At 71.9% G+C, this 15,338-nt stretch carries 14 protein-coding genes; 6 read left to right on the top strand and 8 right to left on the bottom strand.

All coding sequences use genetic code 11. The annotated features are described in order from the left end of the window. The first annotated feature begins 30 nt into the window (after positions 1 to 30). Positions 31 to 819 carry an NAD(P)-dependent oxidoreductase gene (locus G401_RS49480; RefSeq protein WP_034593608.1) on the top strand — a complete coding sequence of 263 codons (789 nt, stop codon included), beginning with the start codon at positions 31 to 33 and terminating at the stop codon, positions 817 to 819. Positions 820 to 822: 3 nt separating this feature from the next. Beyond that, positions 823 to 1,242 (top strand): RidA family protein, encoded by a 420-nt coding sequence (locus G401_RS0130400; RefSeq protein ID WP_027345458.1) that lies wholly within the window; start codon positions 823 to 825, stop codon positions 1,240 to 1,242. Here G401_RS0130400 and G401_RS0130395 read toward each other — a convergent pair. Together G401_RS0130395 and G401_RS0130390 are read right to left on the bottom strand one after the other, a co-directional pair. After that, a complete protein-coding gene (locus G401_RS0130395) occupies positions 1,202 to 1,936 on the bottom strand; it encodes an SDR family oxidoreductase (RefSeq protein ID WP_027345457.1) in 735 nt (244 codons plus the stop codon). The two genes, G401_RS0130400 and G401_RS0130395, sit on opposite strands and share 41 nt — an antisense overlap. Before the next feature lie 161 nt (positions 1,937 to 2,097). Beyond that, positions 2,098 to 4,365 (bottom strand): M20/M25/M40 family metallo-hydrolase, encoded by a 2,268-nt coding sequence (locus G401_RS0130390; protein WP_027345456.1) that lies wholly within the window; start codon positions 4,363 to 4,365, stop codon positions 2,098 to 2,100. 177 nt (positions 4,366 to 4,542) lie between these two features. Here G401_RS0130390 and G401_RS0130385 point away from each other — a divergent pair, with 177 nt between their 5' ends. Together G401_RS0130385 and G401_RS0130380 are read left to right on the top strand one after the other, a co-directional pair. Beyond that, the gene (locus G401_RS0130385) at positions 4,543 to 5,796 is read left to right on the top strand and encodes a cellulose binding domain-containing protein (protein WP_034593606.1); all 1,254 of its coding nucleotides are present in this window, start codon (positions 4,543 to 4,545) and stop codon (positions 5,794 to 5,796) included. A gap of 54 nt (positions 5,797 to 5,850) precedes the next feature. Continuing rightward, positions 5,851 to 7,125: a CoA transferase gene (locus tag G401_RS0130380; protein ID WP_027345454.1), complete on the top strand. Its 1,275-nt coding sequence runs from the start codon at positions 5,851 to 5,853 to the stop codon at positions 7,123 to 7,125. 36 nt (positions 7,126 to 7,161) lie between these two features. Here the strand turns inward: G401_RS0130380 and G401_RS0130375 are convergent, their stop codons facing one another. After that, the gene (locus G401_RS0130375; RefSeq protein WP_027345453.1) at positions 7,162 to 8,247 is read right to left on the bottom strand and encodes a hypothetical protein; all 1,086 of its coding nucleotides are present in this window, start codon (positions 8,245 to 8,247) and stop codon (positions 7,162 to 7,164) included. Next, a complete protein-coding gene (locus G401_RS0130370) occupies positions 8,244 to 8,582 on the bottom strand; it encodes a PadR family transcriptional regulator (RefSeq protein WP_027345452.1) in 339 nt (112 codons plus the stop codon). Before G401_RS0130370 ends, G401_RS0130375 begins: the two co-directional genes overlap by 4 nt. 167 nt (positions 8,583 to 8,749) lie before the next feature. On the opposite strand from G401_RS0130370, the gene G401_RS0130365 reads away from it, so the two are divergent. After that, on the top strand, positions 8,750 to 9,796 hold the full coding sequence (locus tag G401_RS0130365; RefSeq protein ID WP_034593604.1) for a pectinesterase family protein: 1,047 nt from the start codon (positions 8,750 to 8,752) through the stop codon (positions 9,794 to 9,796). A 146-nt stretch (positions 9,797 to 9,942) separates the two neighbouring features. On the opposite strand, the gene G401_RS0130360 is transcribed toward G401_RS0130365, so the two are convergent. The 4 genes from G401_RS0130360 to G401_RS0130345 are packed head-to-tail and all read right to left on the bottom strand — an operon-like array spanning position 9,943 to position 13,194. Further along, positions 9,943 to 10,656 (bottom strand): alpha/beta hydrolase, encoded by a 714-nt coding sequence (locus G401_RS0130360; protein WP_169734273.1) that lies wholly within the window; start codon positions 10,654 to 10,656, stop codon positions 9,943 to 9,945. A gap of 56 nt (positions 10,657 to 10,712) precedes the next feature. Next, a complete protein-coding gene (locus G401_RS0130355; protein WP_027345449.1) occupies positions 10,713 to 11,540 on the bottom strand; it encodes a peptidoglycan-binding domain-containing protein in 828 nt (275 codons plus the stop codon). Positions 11,541 to 11,584: 44 nt separating this feature from the next. Then, entirely contained in the window at positions 11,585 to 12,817 is a 1,233-nt protein-coding gene (locus G401_RS0130350; RefSeq protein WP_211240886.1) for an RNA polymerase sigma factor, read from the bottom strand. Between the two features lie 23 nt (positions 12,818 to 12,840). After that, on the bottom strand, positions 12,841 to 13,194 hold the full coding sequence (locus G401_RS0130345; protein WP_027345447.1) for a YciI family protein: 354 nt from the start codon (positions 13,192 to 13,194) through the stop codon (positions 12,841 to 12,843). Between the two features lie 385 nt (positions 13,195 to 13,579). Here G401_RS0130345 and G401_RS0130340 point away from each other — a divergent pair, with 385 nt between their 5' ends. Beyond that, positions 13,580 to 14,545: a coiled-coil domain-containing protein gene (locus G401_RS0130340; RefSeq protein WP_051367363.1), complete on the top strand. Its 966-nt coding sequence runs from the start codon at positions 13,580 to 13,582 to the stop codon at positions 14,543 to 14,545. Positions 14,546 to 15,338 lie beyond the last annotated feature (793 nt).

Below are 15,338 nucleotides of genomic sequence, written 5' to 3'. Positions count from 1 at the left end.
GCATGCCCGGTCGCGGCCTAGGTTGGTGGCATGACCAAGATCGCCGTGCTCGGCACGGGAACCATGGGCGCCGCGATGGTCCGCCGGCTGCTGTCGGCCGGGCACGACGTCACGGCCTGGAATCGCACTGCGGCCCGGGCGGCCGCGCTCGCCGCCGACGGTGCCCGGATCGCCGCGACCGCACCGGACGGCGTACGCGACGCCGACGTCGTCCTGCTGATGCTCAGCGACGGGCCCGCCGTCGAGACCGTGCTGGACGAGATCGGGCCGGCTCTGCGTACGGACGCGGTGATCCTGCAGATGTCGACCATCGGGCCGGACGAGACGGTGGCGCTCAGCCGCCGCGTGCCCGCGGGAAGGTACGTCGACGCGCCGGTGGCGGGGAGCATCGGCGCGGTGGCGGCGGGGACGCTGACGATCCTGGTGGGCGGTGACCCGGCGCCCGCGCAGGCCGTGCTGGACACGCTCGGCACGGTCGTACGCTGCGGCGACGTCGGCGCGGGCGCGGCGACCAAGCTGGTCGTGAACACGGGCCTGGTCACGGCGCTGGCCGCGCTGCGCGACGCGCTCGCGGTGGCGGCGGCCCTGGGCGTGCCGCGCGAAGCGGCGCTGGCGGCCCTGGGCAAGGGGCCGCTGTCCGGGGCGGTCGGCCGGGCCACGCCGTCGCCGGGCGCGGCCTTCTCGGTCGGCCTGGCCGCGAAGGATCTCCGCCTCGCGATCGACCGCGCCGGCGATCTGCCGGTCACCCTCGCCGCGCTCGGCCTGCTGGACGCCGAGGCGGATCAGTCCGTGGACGTATCCACCCTTGTGACGGAGTAGAAGATGCCGCTGCTGAAGGACAACCCCGTCGCCGCACCGTTCGGCGACCGGTTCGCACATGTCGCCCGGATCGACGGCGGCAGCCTGCTCATCACGGCCGGCCAGGTCGCCGTCGACGACGACGGGGCCGTGGTCGCGCCGGGCGACGTCGTGGCCCAGTCGGAGCGGATCTTCGAGATCCTCGGCGGCATCCTGGCCGCCCACGGCGCCACGTTCGCCGACGTCGCGCACGTGCGTACGTTCATGACGAACCTCGACGACCTGCGCGGCTACGGGTCGGTACGCGACCGCTTCTTCCCCGCCGACCCGCCCGCGAGCACGACGGTCGAGGTGAGCCGGCTGTTCCTGCCGGGGGCGGTGCTGGAGGTCGAGCTCACCGCCGTCATCCCCTCGGGCGGCGCAGCCAGTCCTCGAACGTCGTAGCCGCGAGCAGCGCGCCCTCGTCCGGGATCAGGGCCTCGCCGGACATGCTCAGGCCGAACCCCGCCCGCCAGGTCGGCACGATGTCGATCGTCTCGCCCCGGTGGGCGTACGCGCGGCGGAGCATGTCGACCATGTCCTCCGTCCGGGGCCCGGCGAGGTCCAGCCGGCCCCGGGGAGCGCCGCCCGCCACGAAGACCAGCGTGTCGGCGACGTCCTCCGGGGCGACCGGCTGCAGCAGCAGCGGCGCCAGGGCGACGGTGTCCCCGGTCCGGGCGCGCTCGGCGATCATCTCCGGGAAGTCGTGGAACTGGGTCGCCCGGACGATCGACCACGGGACCGGCCCGGCCGCGACCAGGTTCTCCTGCGCCACCTTGCCGTCGTAGTGCGGATTGCCGGCGATCCGGTCGACGTTGACGATCGAGAGCAGCACGTGGTGGCGTACGCCGGCCCGCTGCTCGGCCGCCAGCAGGTTCTCCGTCGTCCGCGTGAAGTACGCGACCGGCTCCGCCGCCCCGGCGTTGACCGCGTCGACCACCGCGTCCACGCCGTCGAGGGCCGCGTCGAGTCCGTCCCCCGTGGACAGATCCACGCCGAGCGAGCGGCTGACCCCGACCGCCTCGTGCCCGTCCCGTGTCACGGCCGCCATGGCCAGCTTCCCGATCCGCCCCGTCGCCCCGATGATCGCGATCCGCATACGCCGACCGTAACCCGGCCCGGCCGGCCCCCGCCTCATGATCGCCATCACGCTCGTGGCCCGGCTCCGCGCCATGATCCCGTTTGGATCAGGTCTTCCACCCGAATCATGGCCCAAGATTCGGGTGATTTCCCTGATCCAAACGGGATCATGGAACAGGGTCACAGGTGGTAGGTCTTCGCGACCATCACCAGTTCGGAGGTGTGGGAGCCTTCGACGCCGATCCCGGCCGGGCGCGGGATGAAGCCCGGCAGGCCGGCCAGGCCGTCGCTGCCGTCGAGCACCTTGAACGTCGTGGGCCCCGGCTTGTCCAGGACGAGCGAGACGACCAGGCCGTCGGTCGGCACGTTGTGGAACAGCACGCCGAACTCCCCCGCCAGCGCGTCGGCCGGGACGGGGCGGCCGTCGACCGTCGCGCTGATCACGTGGGCGTCGCGTACCTGGAGGTAGGCGAGCCGGACCGACCGCTGCGGCTTCAGGTTCAGGGTGACCGTCCGCTGCCCGCCGGCCGTGCTGTCGGACGTCACCGTGAGCGCCGGGGCGGGCAGGTTCGCGGCCTGCGCCGGCCCGGCGGCCATGTCGTCGCGCAGCAGCGGGAACTCGTCCTTCAGATCGGCCCGGCCGCCGGCCAGCTGCTTCGCCCAGGATCCCGGCCGGTCGTCGCCGCTGACCCACTGCGCCTGGCCGGTGTCGGTGTCGAGCGCGTACATGAGCTGTTCGGGGGCGGGGTGGCGGACGTCGAACGAGTCGACGGCCAGGCCGACGCCGAGGAACACCACGAACGCGAGCGCCGCGCCGATCGCGGGCCACCACGCGCGGCGCGGGATCAGCAGGATCAGCGTCAGGCCGAGCAGCGCCGCGAAGAACGCGGGCGCGGCCCCCGTGGCCAGGCCCAGGGCCGGGAAGAAGAGCAGCACCGTCGGCGCCAGGATGACGACCGCCACCGCCGCGCCGAGGGTCAGGGCGAGCAACTTCACCCATCCCGTACGCACGACCAGCGCCACGATCCCCGCGACGCCCCCGGCCAGCGCGGGCAGCGCGGTCAGGTAGGAGCCGCCGGGCGCGAAGGCCGCGAGGACGATGCCGAGGACGGCCAACCACGCGAGGCCGCCGACGGCCAGCGCCCAGGAGCCGAATCGCTTGCGCAGCAACGCGTACCAGACAAGGACCGTGGTGGCGACGAGGGCGACCACCGCGAGCCGGAACCAGTCGGGCCGCCAGGGGTCGAGCATGGGCCGGTAGCCGGGCCGGACCGCGACGAGGATCGCCCACAGGACCTGGGCCAGGACCGGCGCGAGCAGGATCGGGACGAGCGCGAGGCCGAAGGCGGCCGACAGGCGGCCGAAGCCGAACTTGCCGCGGCGGCGGCCGAGCCAGGCGAGGGCGAGCACGGCGAGCAGCGCCAGGATCGCGAGCGGCCAGACCAGCCAGCCGGGGTAGCGCACGAGGTAGCGCAGGACCGGGAAGTACGTGGCGTCCGAAGCGGACGGCTGCGACAAGGTCTTGAGGTCGGCGCCGCCGAACGCGCGGGCGAGCGCGAACGCGTTGGAGCCGTGGTGTTGCAGGCTCGCCTGGTCCATGTACTCGGGCCGGTCCTCGGGCGAGTGGTAGACCGCCGACCCGTCGATGTACGCCGTGTTCAGCCCCGTGAACCGCCCGGCGTCCCGGAACGGGGAGAAGTCGGTGTCGTTGGGCAGGATCCGGTAGACCTCGACCGCGAAACTGGTCGCGACCGGGTACGGGACCGAGTCGCCGTAGACGCCGACGACCCCGGCGTTCTCGCGGGTGGTCTCGAACATGATGGCCGGGCCGCTCGACCCGCGGGCCTCGAAGTTGAGGACCACGCCGCCGTCCGCGGCCAGCGGGTCGGAGTGCACGAACGCCTCCGCCCCGCACAGGCACGCCTCCTCGGCCTCGGTGAAGACGAAGACGATGTCGTTCTTCGGAGCCGGGCCGGTCTTGAGCGCGCGGACCGTCTCCAGCAGCGTCGCCACGCCCGCGCCGTCGTCGTTGGCGCCGTACGAGACCTGGACCGAGTCGTAGTGGGCCATCATGAAGATCCGGCCGGTCGGATTCGTGCCGGGCAGGACCGCGACGACGTTGCGTACGCGGGCCATGGTGTAGCCGTCGCCGAGCGCGTCGTCCGCGCCGACCGCGTCCTGGATCCGGGGGTCGAGCCCGTCGTCCTGGAGCGTCCGGACGATGTACGCCCGCACGTCGTCGGCCGCGCCCGACCCGGCCACGTGGACGTTCTGCCCGATCTTCGCGACGTGCGCGTACGCCCGGGCGCCGCTGAACTCGCCGGCGGGCGCGTCCGGGCCGAGCGGGGACGGCGGTCGCACGGCCCACAGACTGGCCAGGGTGAGGGCGGCCAGGAAGATCAACGCGACCAGGCCCGCGACGATGCGGCGTACTCCGGTGTGCTCCACGTGCACATGATCGCCCCTGGTCCAGCCGAACGCACGTACCCGGACGGCTGGATCTTGGTGATTGACAGGTCTCGACGTTACACTGTCCACGCGCGACTGATCGTGGGGACGATCCAGCAACACCGGTCCGGGCATACGCATACCCTCACGGCCGAAAGGACCGCCCCCGTGAAACGCATGCTCGGCGTGCTCGCCGCGCTCACCCTCGGCGCCACCGCCCTCCTCGTCACCCAGCTCGGCCCGGCCGAGGCCGCCACCGCCTGCTCGGTCACCTACCGCGTCAACGAGTGGACCGGCGGCTTCGTCGGCTACGTCGACATCACCGCGGGCGCCACCGCCATCCACGGCTGGAACGTCACCTGGACCTACGGCGGCGACCAGCACATCACCTCCGGCTGGGGGGCCACCGTCACCCAGACCGGTGCCAACGTCACCGCCGTCAACCTGTCCTACAACGCGGACGTCAACCCGGGCGCGACCGTGGAGTTCGGCGTACAGGGGACGTGGTCGGCCGCCGACCCGACGCCGACGACGCTGCTGCTCAACGGCGCGCCCTGCGGCACGGCACCGTCGCCGTCGGCCTCCGCCGCCTCCCCGTCGCCCTCGGTCTCCCCCTCGCGGTCCGCGTCGCCGTCGCCGTCGGTCTCGCCGTCGCGCTCGGCCTCACCTTCCGCCTCCGCTTCGCCGTCCGTCTCACCGTCGGCCTCGCCTTCGGTCTCGCCCTCCACGTCGCCGGGCGCGGGCTGCGGCTCGCTCGCCCTCTGCGACGGGTTCGAGAACCAGTCCGGGAGTACGCCGAGCGGCGCCTGGCAGGCCACCTACCAGGACTGCCAGGGCGCGGGTACGGCCGTGGTCGACTCGACGGTCGCGTACCGGGGGGCGAAGTCGTTGAAGATCAACGGTGCCGAGGGCTACTGCAACCACGTCTTCGCGAAGGCGACCGCGAACCTGACCGGGATCGGCCCGATCTGGTACGCCCGCTTCTACGTACGCCACACGACGGCCCTCCCGACGGCGCATGTGACGTTCGCCGCGCTCAAGGACTCCGCCGACGGCGGCAAGGACCTGCGCATGGGCGGCCAGAACGGCGCCCTGCAGTGGAACCGGCAGTCGGACGACGCCACCCTGCCCGAGCAGAGCCCGGCGGGCGTCGCCCTGTCCGTGCCGCTGCCGGTGAACTCGTGGAACTGCGTGCAGTTCATGGTGAACGGGACCGCCGGGACGATGTCGACCTGGCTCAACGGGACCGAGGTCGCCGGGCTGCACGAGGACGGGGTCGCCACGCACGACGTCGACTCGCAGTGGCTGGGCCGGGCCGGCTGGCACCCGGCACCCGCCGACTTCCGGCTCGGCTGGGAGTCCTACGGCGTCGGCACCGACACCCTCTGGTTCGACGAGGTGGCCCTCTCCGCCACCCCCATCTCCTGCTGACCCGTTCGTCACAGCCGTCCCCGGCCGCCCGCCGGGGACGGCTAGCCTCGGGGGATGCGAACCGCATTCGAGCAGGCATGGGCGGCGCTGGGCGGCGGGCAGCGGCCGGAGGTCGAGGTCGTCGACGCGCCGGTGCTGCCGGGAGCGCTGCCGACCGCCGATCTCGCGCTGGCGACCGTCGCCGCGTGCGCCTGCGCCGCCGCCGAACTGGCCGTCGCCCGGGGCGGCCCGCCCGTCCCGGTGGTACGCGTCGACGCCGCCCGGGTCGCGACCGCGTTCACCAGCGAACGGCACCTCCGCCGGGGTACCGAGGCGTTCACGGGGTTCGCCCCGGAATCCGCCTTCTTCGCGGCGTCCGACGGCTGGGTGCGTACGCACGCCAACTATCCGCACCACCGCGACCGGCTCACGTCCGTGGTCGGGGCCGACGTGGCGGCCGGGATCGCCCGGCGTACCGCGATCGAGGTCGAGGAGGACGTGCTGGCCGCGGGCGGGTTGGCGTTCGCCGTGCGACCGGCCGGGCAATGGCCGGCCGGAGACGTCCCGCTCATCGCCCGGCGCCCGGTCCCCGGACCGCACCAGCCGCTCCCTACCCCCCATGACGGCCGCCCCAGTGACGGCGTACGCGTGCTCGATCTGACGCGGGTCATCGCCGGCCCGGTCGCGACGCGCGCGCTCGCCCTGCTCGGAGCCGACGTGTTGCGAGTGGACAGTCCGCGGCTGCCGGAGATCGAGGGGCAGCATCTCGACACGGGACTCGGGAAGCGTACGACCCTGCTCGACCTCGACCGGGCGGCCGACCGCGCGACGTTCGAGGAGCTGCTGTCCGGCGCGGACGTCGTCATCACGGGCTACCGGCCGGGGGCGCTCGACCGGTTCGGGCTGACCCCCGACGCGCTGCTGGAACGGCGGCCCGGCCTCATCGTCGGGCGGCTGGCCGCCTGGACGGGCGGCTGGTCGGGCCGGCGGGGCTTCGACAGCCTGGTCCAGGCCGCGACCGGCATCGCCCTCCGCGAGGGGCACGACGACCGCCCCGGCGCGCTGCCCGCCCAGGCCCTCGATCACGGCAGCGGGTACCTGCTGGCCGCGGCCGTGCTGCGGGCCCTGGCCCGACGGCACACCGACGGCCACGGCGCGGTCCTGGAGCTCGCCCTCGCGCGTACCGCGGAATGGCTTCTGGCCTTGCCCGCGCGGGAACATGTCGCCGGGCGCGCGCCGGAACCGACCACTGTGGAGCTCGGCGGGCTGACGGTGGCCCGGCCGGCGTTCGGCGACCTGGAGTGGCCGGCGCCGCCGCGCCCGTGGGGACGGGACGCGGCGGCCTGGTGATCAGCGGCGGCCTGGTGGTCAGCGGCGGCCTGGTGGTCAGCGGCGGCGGGCGGCGCGGCCCAACTCGACCAGCTCGGCCAGGCGCTCGACGCGGTGGACGAACGCGGCCGCGAGCAGGAACGTGACCAGCGGGACGAGGACGAGCCCGGCCCACTCGCCCGCGGTGAGCAGGACGGGCGGATCGAAGCGCGGGCTGGAGGCCGCGAACCCCGCGTAGACCCGGTGCACGACGACGATCAGCGCGACCGGCGGCGCGACGAACGCGGCCAGCCGCAGGCGCACGGCAGGAGCGAGCCGGCGCAGGCCGAGGAGCACGGCGATCGCCGCCGCCGCCAGGAACACGTCGGCGGGCAGGTTGTCCAAGCGCCAGTTGTAGATCAGGTAAACGTGGAACGGCGCGCGGACAAGGGGCTCCAGGGACTCGCCCGGTACGGCGCGGGTGAGGGCGTAAGTGCAGAAGGTGCCGATCACCGCGAGGACGGCGCCGATGGCGAACGTCTTCGGGATCAGCCGCGGAGCGCCGCCCGCGACGGTCAGGCCCAGCGCCGCGATGAACGAGGCGACGATGACCCACGTGCCGTCGAGCACCGCGACCGGATCCTCCAGATAAGACACTCCCAGCACTGCCGCCTGCGCGGCGGCCGCCACCCACGCGGCGACCGCCGCGGTCCGGCGCAGCGGCGTCAGCACGAGCACCGCCGCGACCGCCCAGACCGCCGCGAGCAGCGACACCTCCGGCGTGACGGCGCCCCACGCGCGCGGCAGATGCAGCGCGAACCCGGCCATGACCGCCACCGGGTGCACCGCCTTCACCGCCAGTCCCAGCACCAGCAGTACGCCTGCCACAGCGGCACCCTCCCGCCAGCGGGGATGGCCGAGCGCGGTGCCCGTGCCGGTGATACGCGTACGCAGGCCGGTCACGACGAGGACGGCGGCCTCGGCCGGGGTGGGACGACGCCGGCCGGGCGCGGCATCGTCCAGTAGTACGCCGATCATCTCCTCCTCGTAGTGGTCGCGATGATCGGCGGGATACCAGCGCAGGAGCTTCCGGTAACGGGCGGCGAGAACGTCTTCGGCGGTTTGGCTTGTTCCTTCGGCTTGGACGTCCTGGGGGTCGGTCATGCCGTGCCGCCGGCGGTCCGGAGGTTGCGCAGCCGGCTCGCGGCGGCCTTCGCCTGGGTCTGACGGCGCTCGGTCTCGGCCGCCAGCCGTTCGACTCCCGCGCCCGTCAACCGGTAGTAGCGGCGCAGCCGGGACTGCTGAACCTCCTCGCGCTCGATCTCGACCAGGCCCCCGCGGTGCAGGCGGTCGAGAATCGCGTACAGGGTTCCGGTGTGGAGGGTGACGTCGTTGCGGGAGAGGTCCCGGACGTCGGCGAGGATGGCGTACCCGTGCTGCGGCGGCCCGGCCAGGGCGGTCAGCACCAGGTACGCCGGTTCCGAAAGGGCATCGGTCATGGGCACCACTATATACGTGTTGGACGTATATCCGTCCACACTCTTCGAACGGGGACCGGACCGGATGACGGGTGCTTGACGGGCGAGTGAGAGGCGTCTATGTTGAGCGGGATTCTCGGAAAGCGCTTTCCATCCACGGTCGTCCCAGAGCGCTCAAGGAGCACGCAATGCGTACACGCAGCCTCGGCGGGGTCCTCCTCGCCCTGGGCATCCTGCTCGCCGCCGGCACCCCCGCGTACGCGTGGCCCGGACCCTACGTCACGGTCGCCGTCGACGGCACCGGCGACTACACCTCGATCCAGGCCGCCGTCGACGCCGTACCCGCCGGGAACGCGTCGACCTTCACCATCAAGATCAAGCCCGGCGTCTATCAGGGCCAGGTCGTCATCCCGTCGACCAAGCCCTACATCACGTTCCGCGGCCAGGGCCCGAATCCGGCCGCCGTCGTCATCTCCGACAACCGCGCCAACGGCACCCTCAAGCCCGACGGTACGCCTTGGGGCACGTCCGGCAGTGCTTCAGTGACGATCGACGGCCACGACTTCACGGCCCGCAACCTGACCTTCGAGAACGCGTTCGACGAGGCCGCCCATCCGGAGATCACCAACCGGCAGGCGGTGGCCGTGCTCACCCGGGCCGACCGGATCGTCTTCGACAACGTGCGGTTCCTCGGCAATCAGGACACGCTCTACCTCAACAGCTCGGCCGCGACCGTGGTCGCCCGCGTCTACCTGCGCCAGTGCCATATCGAAGGGGACGTCGACTTCATCTTCGGCCGCGCGACCGCCGTCTTCGACCGCTGCGACGTACGCTCCCTCGACCGCGGCTCGACCACCAACAACGGGTACGTGACGGCGGCCAGTACGAGCATCGGCAACGCGTACGGGTTCCTGTTCACGCACTGCTCGTTCACTGGGTCGGCGCCGGACGGGACCGTCTACCTGGGACGGCCCTGGCATCCGGGCAACGATCCGAACGCCGTCGCGCAGGTGCTGATCCGGGACTCGAAGATCGGCCCGCACATCATCCCGGCCGCGCCGTGGACGGACTTCGGCACGTTCTCCTGGCGCGACGCCCGGTACGCCGAGTACCACAACCGGGGGCCGGGCGCGGTCGACAGCCCGGACCGCCCGCAGATCGACGAGGCCACGGCGGCCGCGACGACTCCCGAGGCCTACCTCGCGGGCTCCGACGCCTGGAACCCCCTCCGCTGACCCCGCCCGCGTCACACCCGCCCGGTCCCGCCCCTTGATCCCGTTTGGATCAGGGATCGCCACGTAATCTTGGCCCAAGATTCGGGTGATTTCCCTGATCCAAACGGGATCAAGGCGGCGGGATCACGGGGCAGGTAGGGGCGGGGTCAGATGCCGAGGAAGTCGGCGACGGCGGGCTTCATGGCGCCGTTGAGGAGCGACACGCCGTGGTCACTCGTGGGCAGGATGCTCAGGACCTTGTGCTTCGACGGGCACGACGCCGCCATCGCCTTCGCGTCGGTCGCGAAGTTGCCGTCGGTCTCCCCGGCCGCGAAGATCACCGGCACGGTCAGGTTCTTCGCGGCCGCGCCGGCGTCCATTCCGTCGTAGAGAGCCGGTCCGGACAGGCTGACCACGCCGTCGACCGGCGGCTGGATCTGCGCGGACGCGACGATCGCCGTGGTCGCGCCCATCGACGTGCCGACGACGAAGACCTTGGTCACGCCCTCCTTCCGCAGGTACGCGACGGCCGCGATCGTGTCGTCCACTCTGGACGGCTGCGTGATGTCGACGGCGAAGCCGCGCAGCCCTCGCTGGGCCAGCAGTTCGGCGTACGGGGTGAGCTGGCAGAGGTCGCCGTCGGACTGGTGCAGCAGGACGACCGCCGTCGACCCCTTCCCGGCCGAGTACGCGAGCCCGAGGTCGTCGCCCTTCGTCGGGTAGGTGACGAGCTTCGCGGCCCGTGCCCCGGGCGCGACGCAGGTGGGGGCGGCGCTGTCGATCCGGGCCTGGCGGGCCTGTTCGGCGGCGGGCACCTGCGGCGCCGACGGGGTCGACGTCGAGCAGGCGGCCACCGCGAACAGCGCCGTGAGCACGCCCACGTGGACGATTGTCTTCAGCATGCCCACGTAACGCCCGAGGCATTGGTGAAGGTTGCTCACAGCGAGCGCTGGTACTCCTCCCAGGTCAGGATCGGCGACACGGCCGGACCGTCGTCGGCGGCCCGGTTCGCCAGCCCGTTCAGGCCGAGGTAGTAGTCGCCGACCTGGTGCTGCGCCGCCGGGGACTGGTCGGTGTCGGAGATCGCCACGGCGTGGATGTGGTACGGCCAGTCGCCCTGCGAGGGATTGCGTACCCAGGCGGCGAAACCGACGACGCGCAACTGCTTCGCCACCGCCGTACGCGTCGCGGCCGTCATCCCGTCCACGCCGATGTCGAGGACGCCGCCGCCGTCGTGCGTACCGGCCGACGCGGCTTCGCCACCGGGGTTGTAGGAGCCCTGCGTGATGGTGAGCGTGCGGCCGAGCAGTCCTTCGGCGGCGAGCAGCATCGACTGCGTACGCGTGTTCATCTGCACGCCGCGGTAGGTGATCCGCGAGCCGGGCGAGAGCAGCTTGGTGACCGTGTACCGGTTGGTGCCCAAGGTTTTCAGCGACGTCGGGCCGGGCAGGCCGGACGCGTCCAGTCCGGTGTACCCGAGCGAGCGCTGGTACGCCGCGTACGCGTCGATGGTCTTCGTGCCGAAGTAACCGTCCACATAGGTGGATGAGAGCAGGCCGGCGGCCGCGAGGGCCTGCTCGACGAGCAGGACACTGGCCTTGGCACCGGGGGTGAGCGTGCTGTCCGCGCGGCGCGGGTCGATCTGCGCGGCCTTGACCACCGCTTCCATGTCGACGACGGGCAGGGCGGCGTCGGCGCGCGCGCCGAGGCCGGCGGTGAGCGCACCGGCGGCGACGGACATCAACGCTTGTCTTCTTGTGATCATGCGCAGACGCTAGGTCGCCCGGCTACAACCCCAGTACAGGGTCGCTACAGGCGCAGGCGGGCGGCGGTCAGCCGGCCGTCGAGGAAGGCCCGCTCGACGTCGTTGTCGGTGAGGGCGAGCGCCTCCTCGTAGGCGGGCACGGCCTCGGGCCAGCGTCCGAGCCGGCCGAGGAACTCGGCGCGGGCCGCGCTCAGATACCCGTACGCGGCCAGCACCGGCTCGTCGAGCAAGGCGTCCAGCGCCGCCAGCCCGGCCGCCGCGCCGTCCCGCTCGCCGACGGCGACCGCCCGGTTCAGCTCCACGACCGGCGAATCCCAAAGCGACCGGAGCACGTCGTACAGGCCCACGATCTCGGTCCAGTCGGTCGCCGCCCAGGTCGGCGCCTCGGCGTGCACGGCCGCGATGGCCGCTTCGACGGCGTACCGGGAAGGCCGGCGGGACAGGGCGACGGTCAGCAGGCGGACGCCCTCGTCGATCCGGGCCCGGTCCCAGCGCGCGCGGTCCTGCTCGCGCAGCAGCAGCAGGCGGCCGTCGGGAGCCTGGCGCGTCGCCCGGCGCGCGTCGATGAGCAGCAGCAACGCGAGCAACCCGGCCACCTCGGCGTCGCCGGGCAGCAGCTCGTACAGCATGCGGGCCAGCCCGATCGCCGACTCCACCAGATCACCGCGTACCAGCCGGTCGCCGATCGGCGCCGTGTGCCCGGTGGTGAAGAGCAGATGCACCACCTGCAGCACCGCACTCACCCGCGCGGGCAGGTCCGCCCGCGTCGGGATCCGATAGGGTACGCGCGCCGCGGCGATCTTCTTCTTCGCCCGCGTGACCCGGGCGGCCATGGTCGCCTCGGAGACGAGGAAGGCCCGGGCCACCTCGCCGGTCGACAGTCCACACAGGAGCCTGAGGGTCAGCGCGACCTGCGCCTCGCGGCTCAGCGTCGGATGGCAGCAGGTGAAGATGAGGCGGAGCCGGTCGTCGTCGACCGCCGGGCGCTCGGGCGCCTCCTCCGGACCCGGCGTGCTCTCCTCGGTGACCAGCAACGGCAACCGCCGCTGCAGCGCGGACTCGTGCCGCAGCCCGGACACCGCCCGGTTGCGGGCCACGGTCGTCAGCCACGCCCCCGGCCGGTCCGGTACGCCGTCGCGCGGCCACGATTCGAGCGCCTTCGCGAACGCGTCCTGCGTACATTCCTCGGCGAGGTCGAGGTCCTTGGTGACGCGTACCGTGGCGGCGAGGACCCGGGCCCACTCGGCGCGGTGGGCCGCCGCGACCGCGTCGGCGATCGCGGCGGACCCGGGCGCGTCCGTCACTGCTCGACCAGCGGCCGGATCTCGACGCCGCTGTGCCCCGCGTGCACCTCGTAGAGGCCGCTCGCCATCTCGACGACCTTGTCCAGGTCCGGCGCCTCGACGAGGTAGAAGCCGCCGAGGGCCTCCTTGGTCTCCAGGAACGGCCCGTCCGTGGGCACCACGCTGCGGTCCGGCCCGCTGCGCAGGCTGGTCGCGGTCGAGGAGCTCTCCAGCTGGGCGCCGAGGACGAGCGAGTCGCCCGCGGCCGCGGAGAAGGCACGGTGGGCGGCGAACAGGTCGGCGACCTCCGACTCCGTCATCGCGTCCCACTTCTGCTCGACGCCGTAGATCAGGATGAGGTATTTCGCCATGTCACAAGGCCTTTCCCCGGGGCCGCCGTTCGGCCCTTCCACCCTAACGACGCACGCGCCCCCGCTCCATCGACACCGCGCCCCGACCTTTCACCCGACGATCTTGTACGCCGGCCGGGTGCGCGTATCGATCCGATGGCGTGCCAATCCCGTTCCGGTGACACGCGGGCGCTGCCCGGTTCGCCGGAACCGGTGCCCGTCTCGTCCCCCTTCCGGAGCGTTCATCGCTCTCCGTAGTGACGGGGTCGACTCCTTACGCCTGGGGACGTCGAGCTCGCTCCGGTACGCTGTGCGCCGACCCGGAAAGGACCGCCCTGTGACCTCGACACCCCCGCGACGGCGCACCTCGGCCAGGTTCGTACGGAGAGTAGCGGCACTACTCGCCATGGTGATCGTCGCGTCCCTGTTCACCGCGCCCGGCAGCGCGTACGCCACCGGCGGCGAGGACGACCCGAAGCTGCTGCAGAACGTCGAGGCCGCCGCCCGCGGCTACGTCGCCGCCAAGCAGGCCTACGATGCGGCCAAGGCCCGCCAGCAGGAGCTGAACAAGCGGCTGGACCAGATCGAGTCGGACCTGCTGCCGCTGCGCATCCAGGTCTCGAAGATGGCCGCGCAGGCGTACGAGAACGGCCGCTTCTCCAGCGTCACGGCCCTGCTGTCCAGCCCGACGCCGTCGGCGTTCCTGGAACGCGCCACCATGCTCGAAGAGATCAACACTCGCGACAACGACGCCATCGGGGCGCTGGCCTCGGCCGAGGACGAGATCTCCCGGGACAAGGCGGAGATCGACGCGCAGGTCAAGATCATGGCGCAGCAGACCACCGAGATCCAGTCCCGCATCCACGCGGCCGAGCTCGCCCTCTCGTCGGCCGGCGGCAGCCGCGCCAACCCCAACTTCGTCGACCCGGCGGTGAAGACGGCCGTGCCGTCGCCCAAGACCTCCAGCGGCAACTGGCCGAAGCAGAGCGCCTCGCTCGACGACCCGACCTCGGGCGGTCACATCACCCCGCGCCTCGCGCATGCGCGTACGGAAGCGATGAAGGCCGGCTTCACGTGGTTCAACGCCTGCTGGCGTGAGCAGAGCTGGGGTGAGCATCCGCTGGGCAGGGCCTGCGATTTCGCGACCTATCCCAGCGGCTTCATGGGCCCGGCCAAGGGCGAATACCGCCTGTACGGCCAGCGATTGGCGTACTTCTTCGTCTACAACGCCGACCGGCTGGGGATCTTGTACGTCATCTGGTACCGCATGATCTGGCTACCGGGCCTCGGCTGGCGGAACTTCACGCCGTCCGGCGGCGAGTCCGGACCGTCCGGCGAGCACACCAACCACGTACACCTCTCCATCATCTAGCGCCGCCCCCTTCCGACGATCTTGCGCGAATGTTCGGGCCCTTCGGGCATTCCGGACGAAATTTGGGACACTCGCGCAAGATCGTCGGGGGTCGGATCTTTTGAGGGCATTTTGTCCCGGGTTCGTCGATCTCACCTCCGCTCCTCGCGCGGGAGACCAGGAGGCCCCGTCACCGTCTCACCCCCGCGTCTTAGGCTTTGTCGCGACTGTCCGATATGGACACCGGGGGCCGCTCGATGCCCATGATCATGTAGCACTATTCCGGCAATGCTGGCGGTCGAGCGTTGATCATGTAGCGCCATATCGGCGGGAGAGCGTTTTCTTGCCGATATGGCGCTACATGATCGAGGATCTCGACGCGATCATCCGGGGCCGCAAAGCTCCTCGCGCCGACTTTGTCGCGACTGTCCGATATGGCGGTCGGGTGGATCGGCTGGTCGGTGATCGTTCGCGGCTGGGATGTAGTTTCGGGTCCGTTCCCTCGATCCAATGCGACTGGGATGTAGGCAGGGGCCATTCTCTGCATCCCGACCGCTGTGGATCTTGGGCGAGGGGCCGGTTCTACATCTCAGCCGCTGTGGATCACGTCCACGCCGTCCCGCCGATGGCCGTAGCCCGTGATGCGGGAACGATCTTCCGATAGGTGGACCCGGGGCGCCGTCTTCTTGATCGTTCACGGCTGGGGTGTCCATCCGGCCCGAACTGCGTGATCGATGACGCCCCAGGTGCAGCAGAACCCGGTCAGCGCGCTCCAGAACCGTAAACGATCATGCATCGGGTGGCTGTTTCCACA

This window comes from Hamadaea tsunoensis DSM 44101 (assembly GCF_000428945.1).
In the GTDB taxonomy this organism is placed as follows: domain Bacteria; phylum Actinomycetota; class Actinomycetes; order Mycobacteriales; family Micromonosporaceae; genus Hamadaea; species Hamadaea tsunoensis.
The sequence above is the reverse complement of the archived record's forward strand: the minus strand, read 5'-3'. Positions and strand labels throughout refer to the sequence as shown.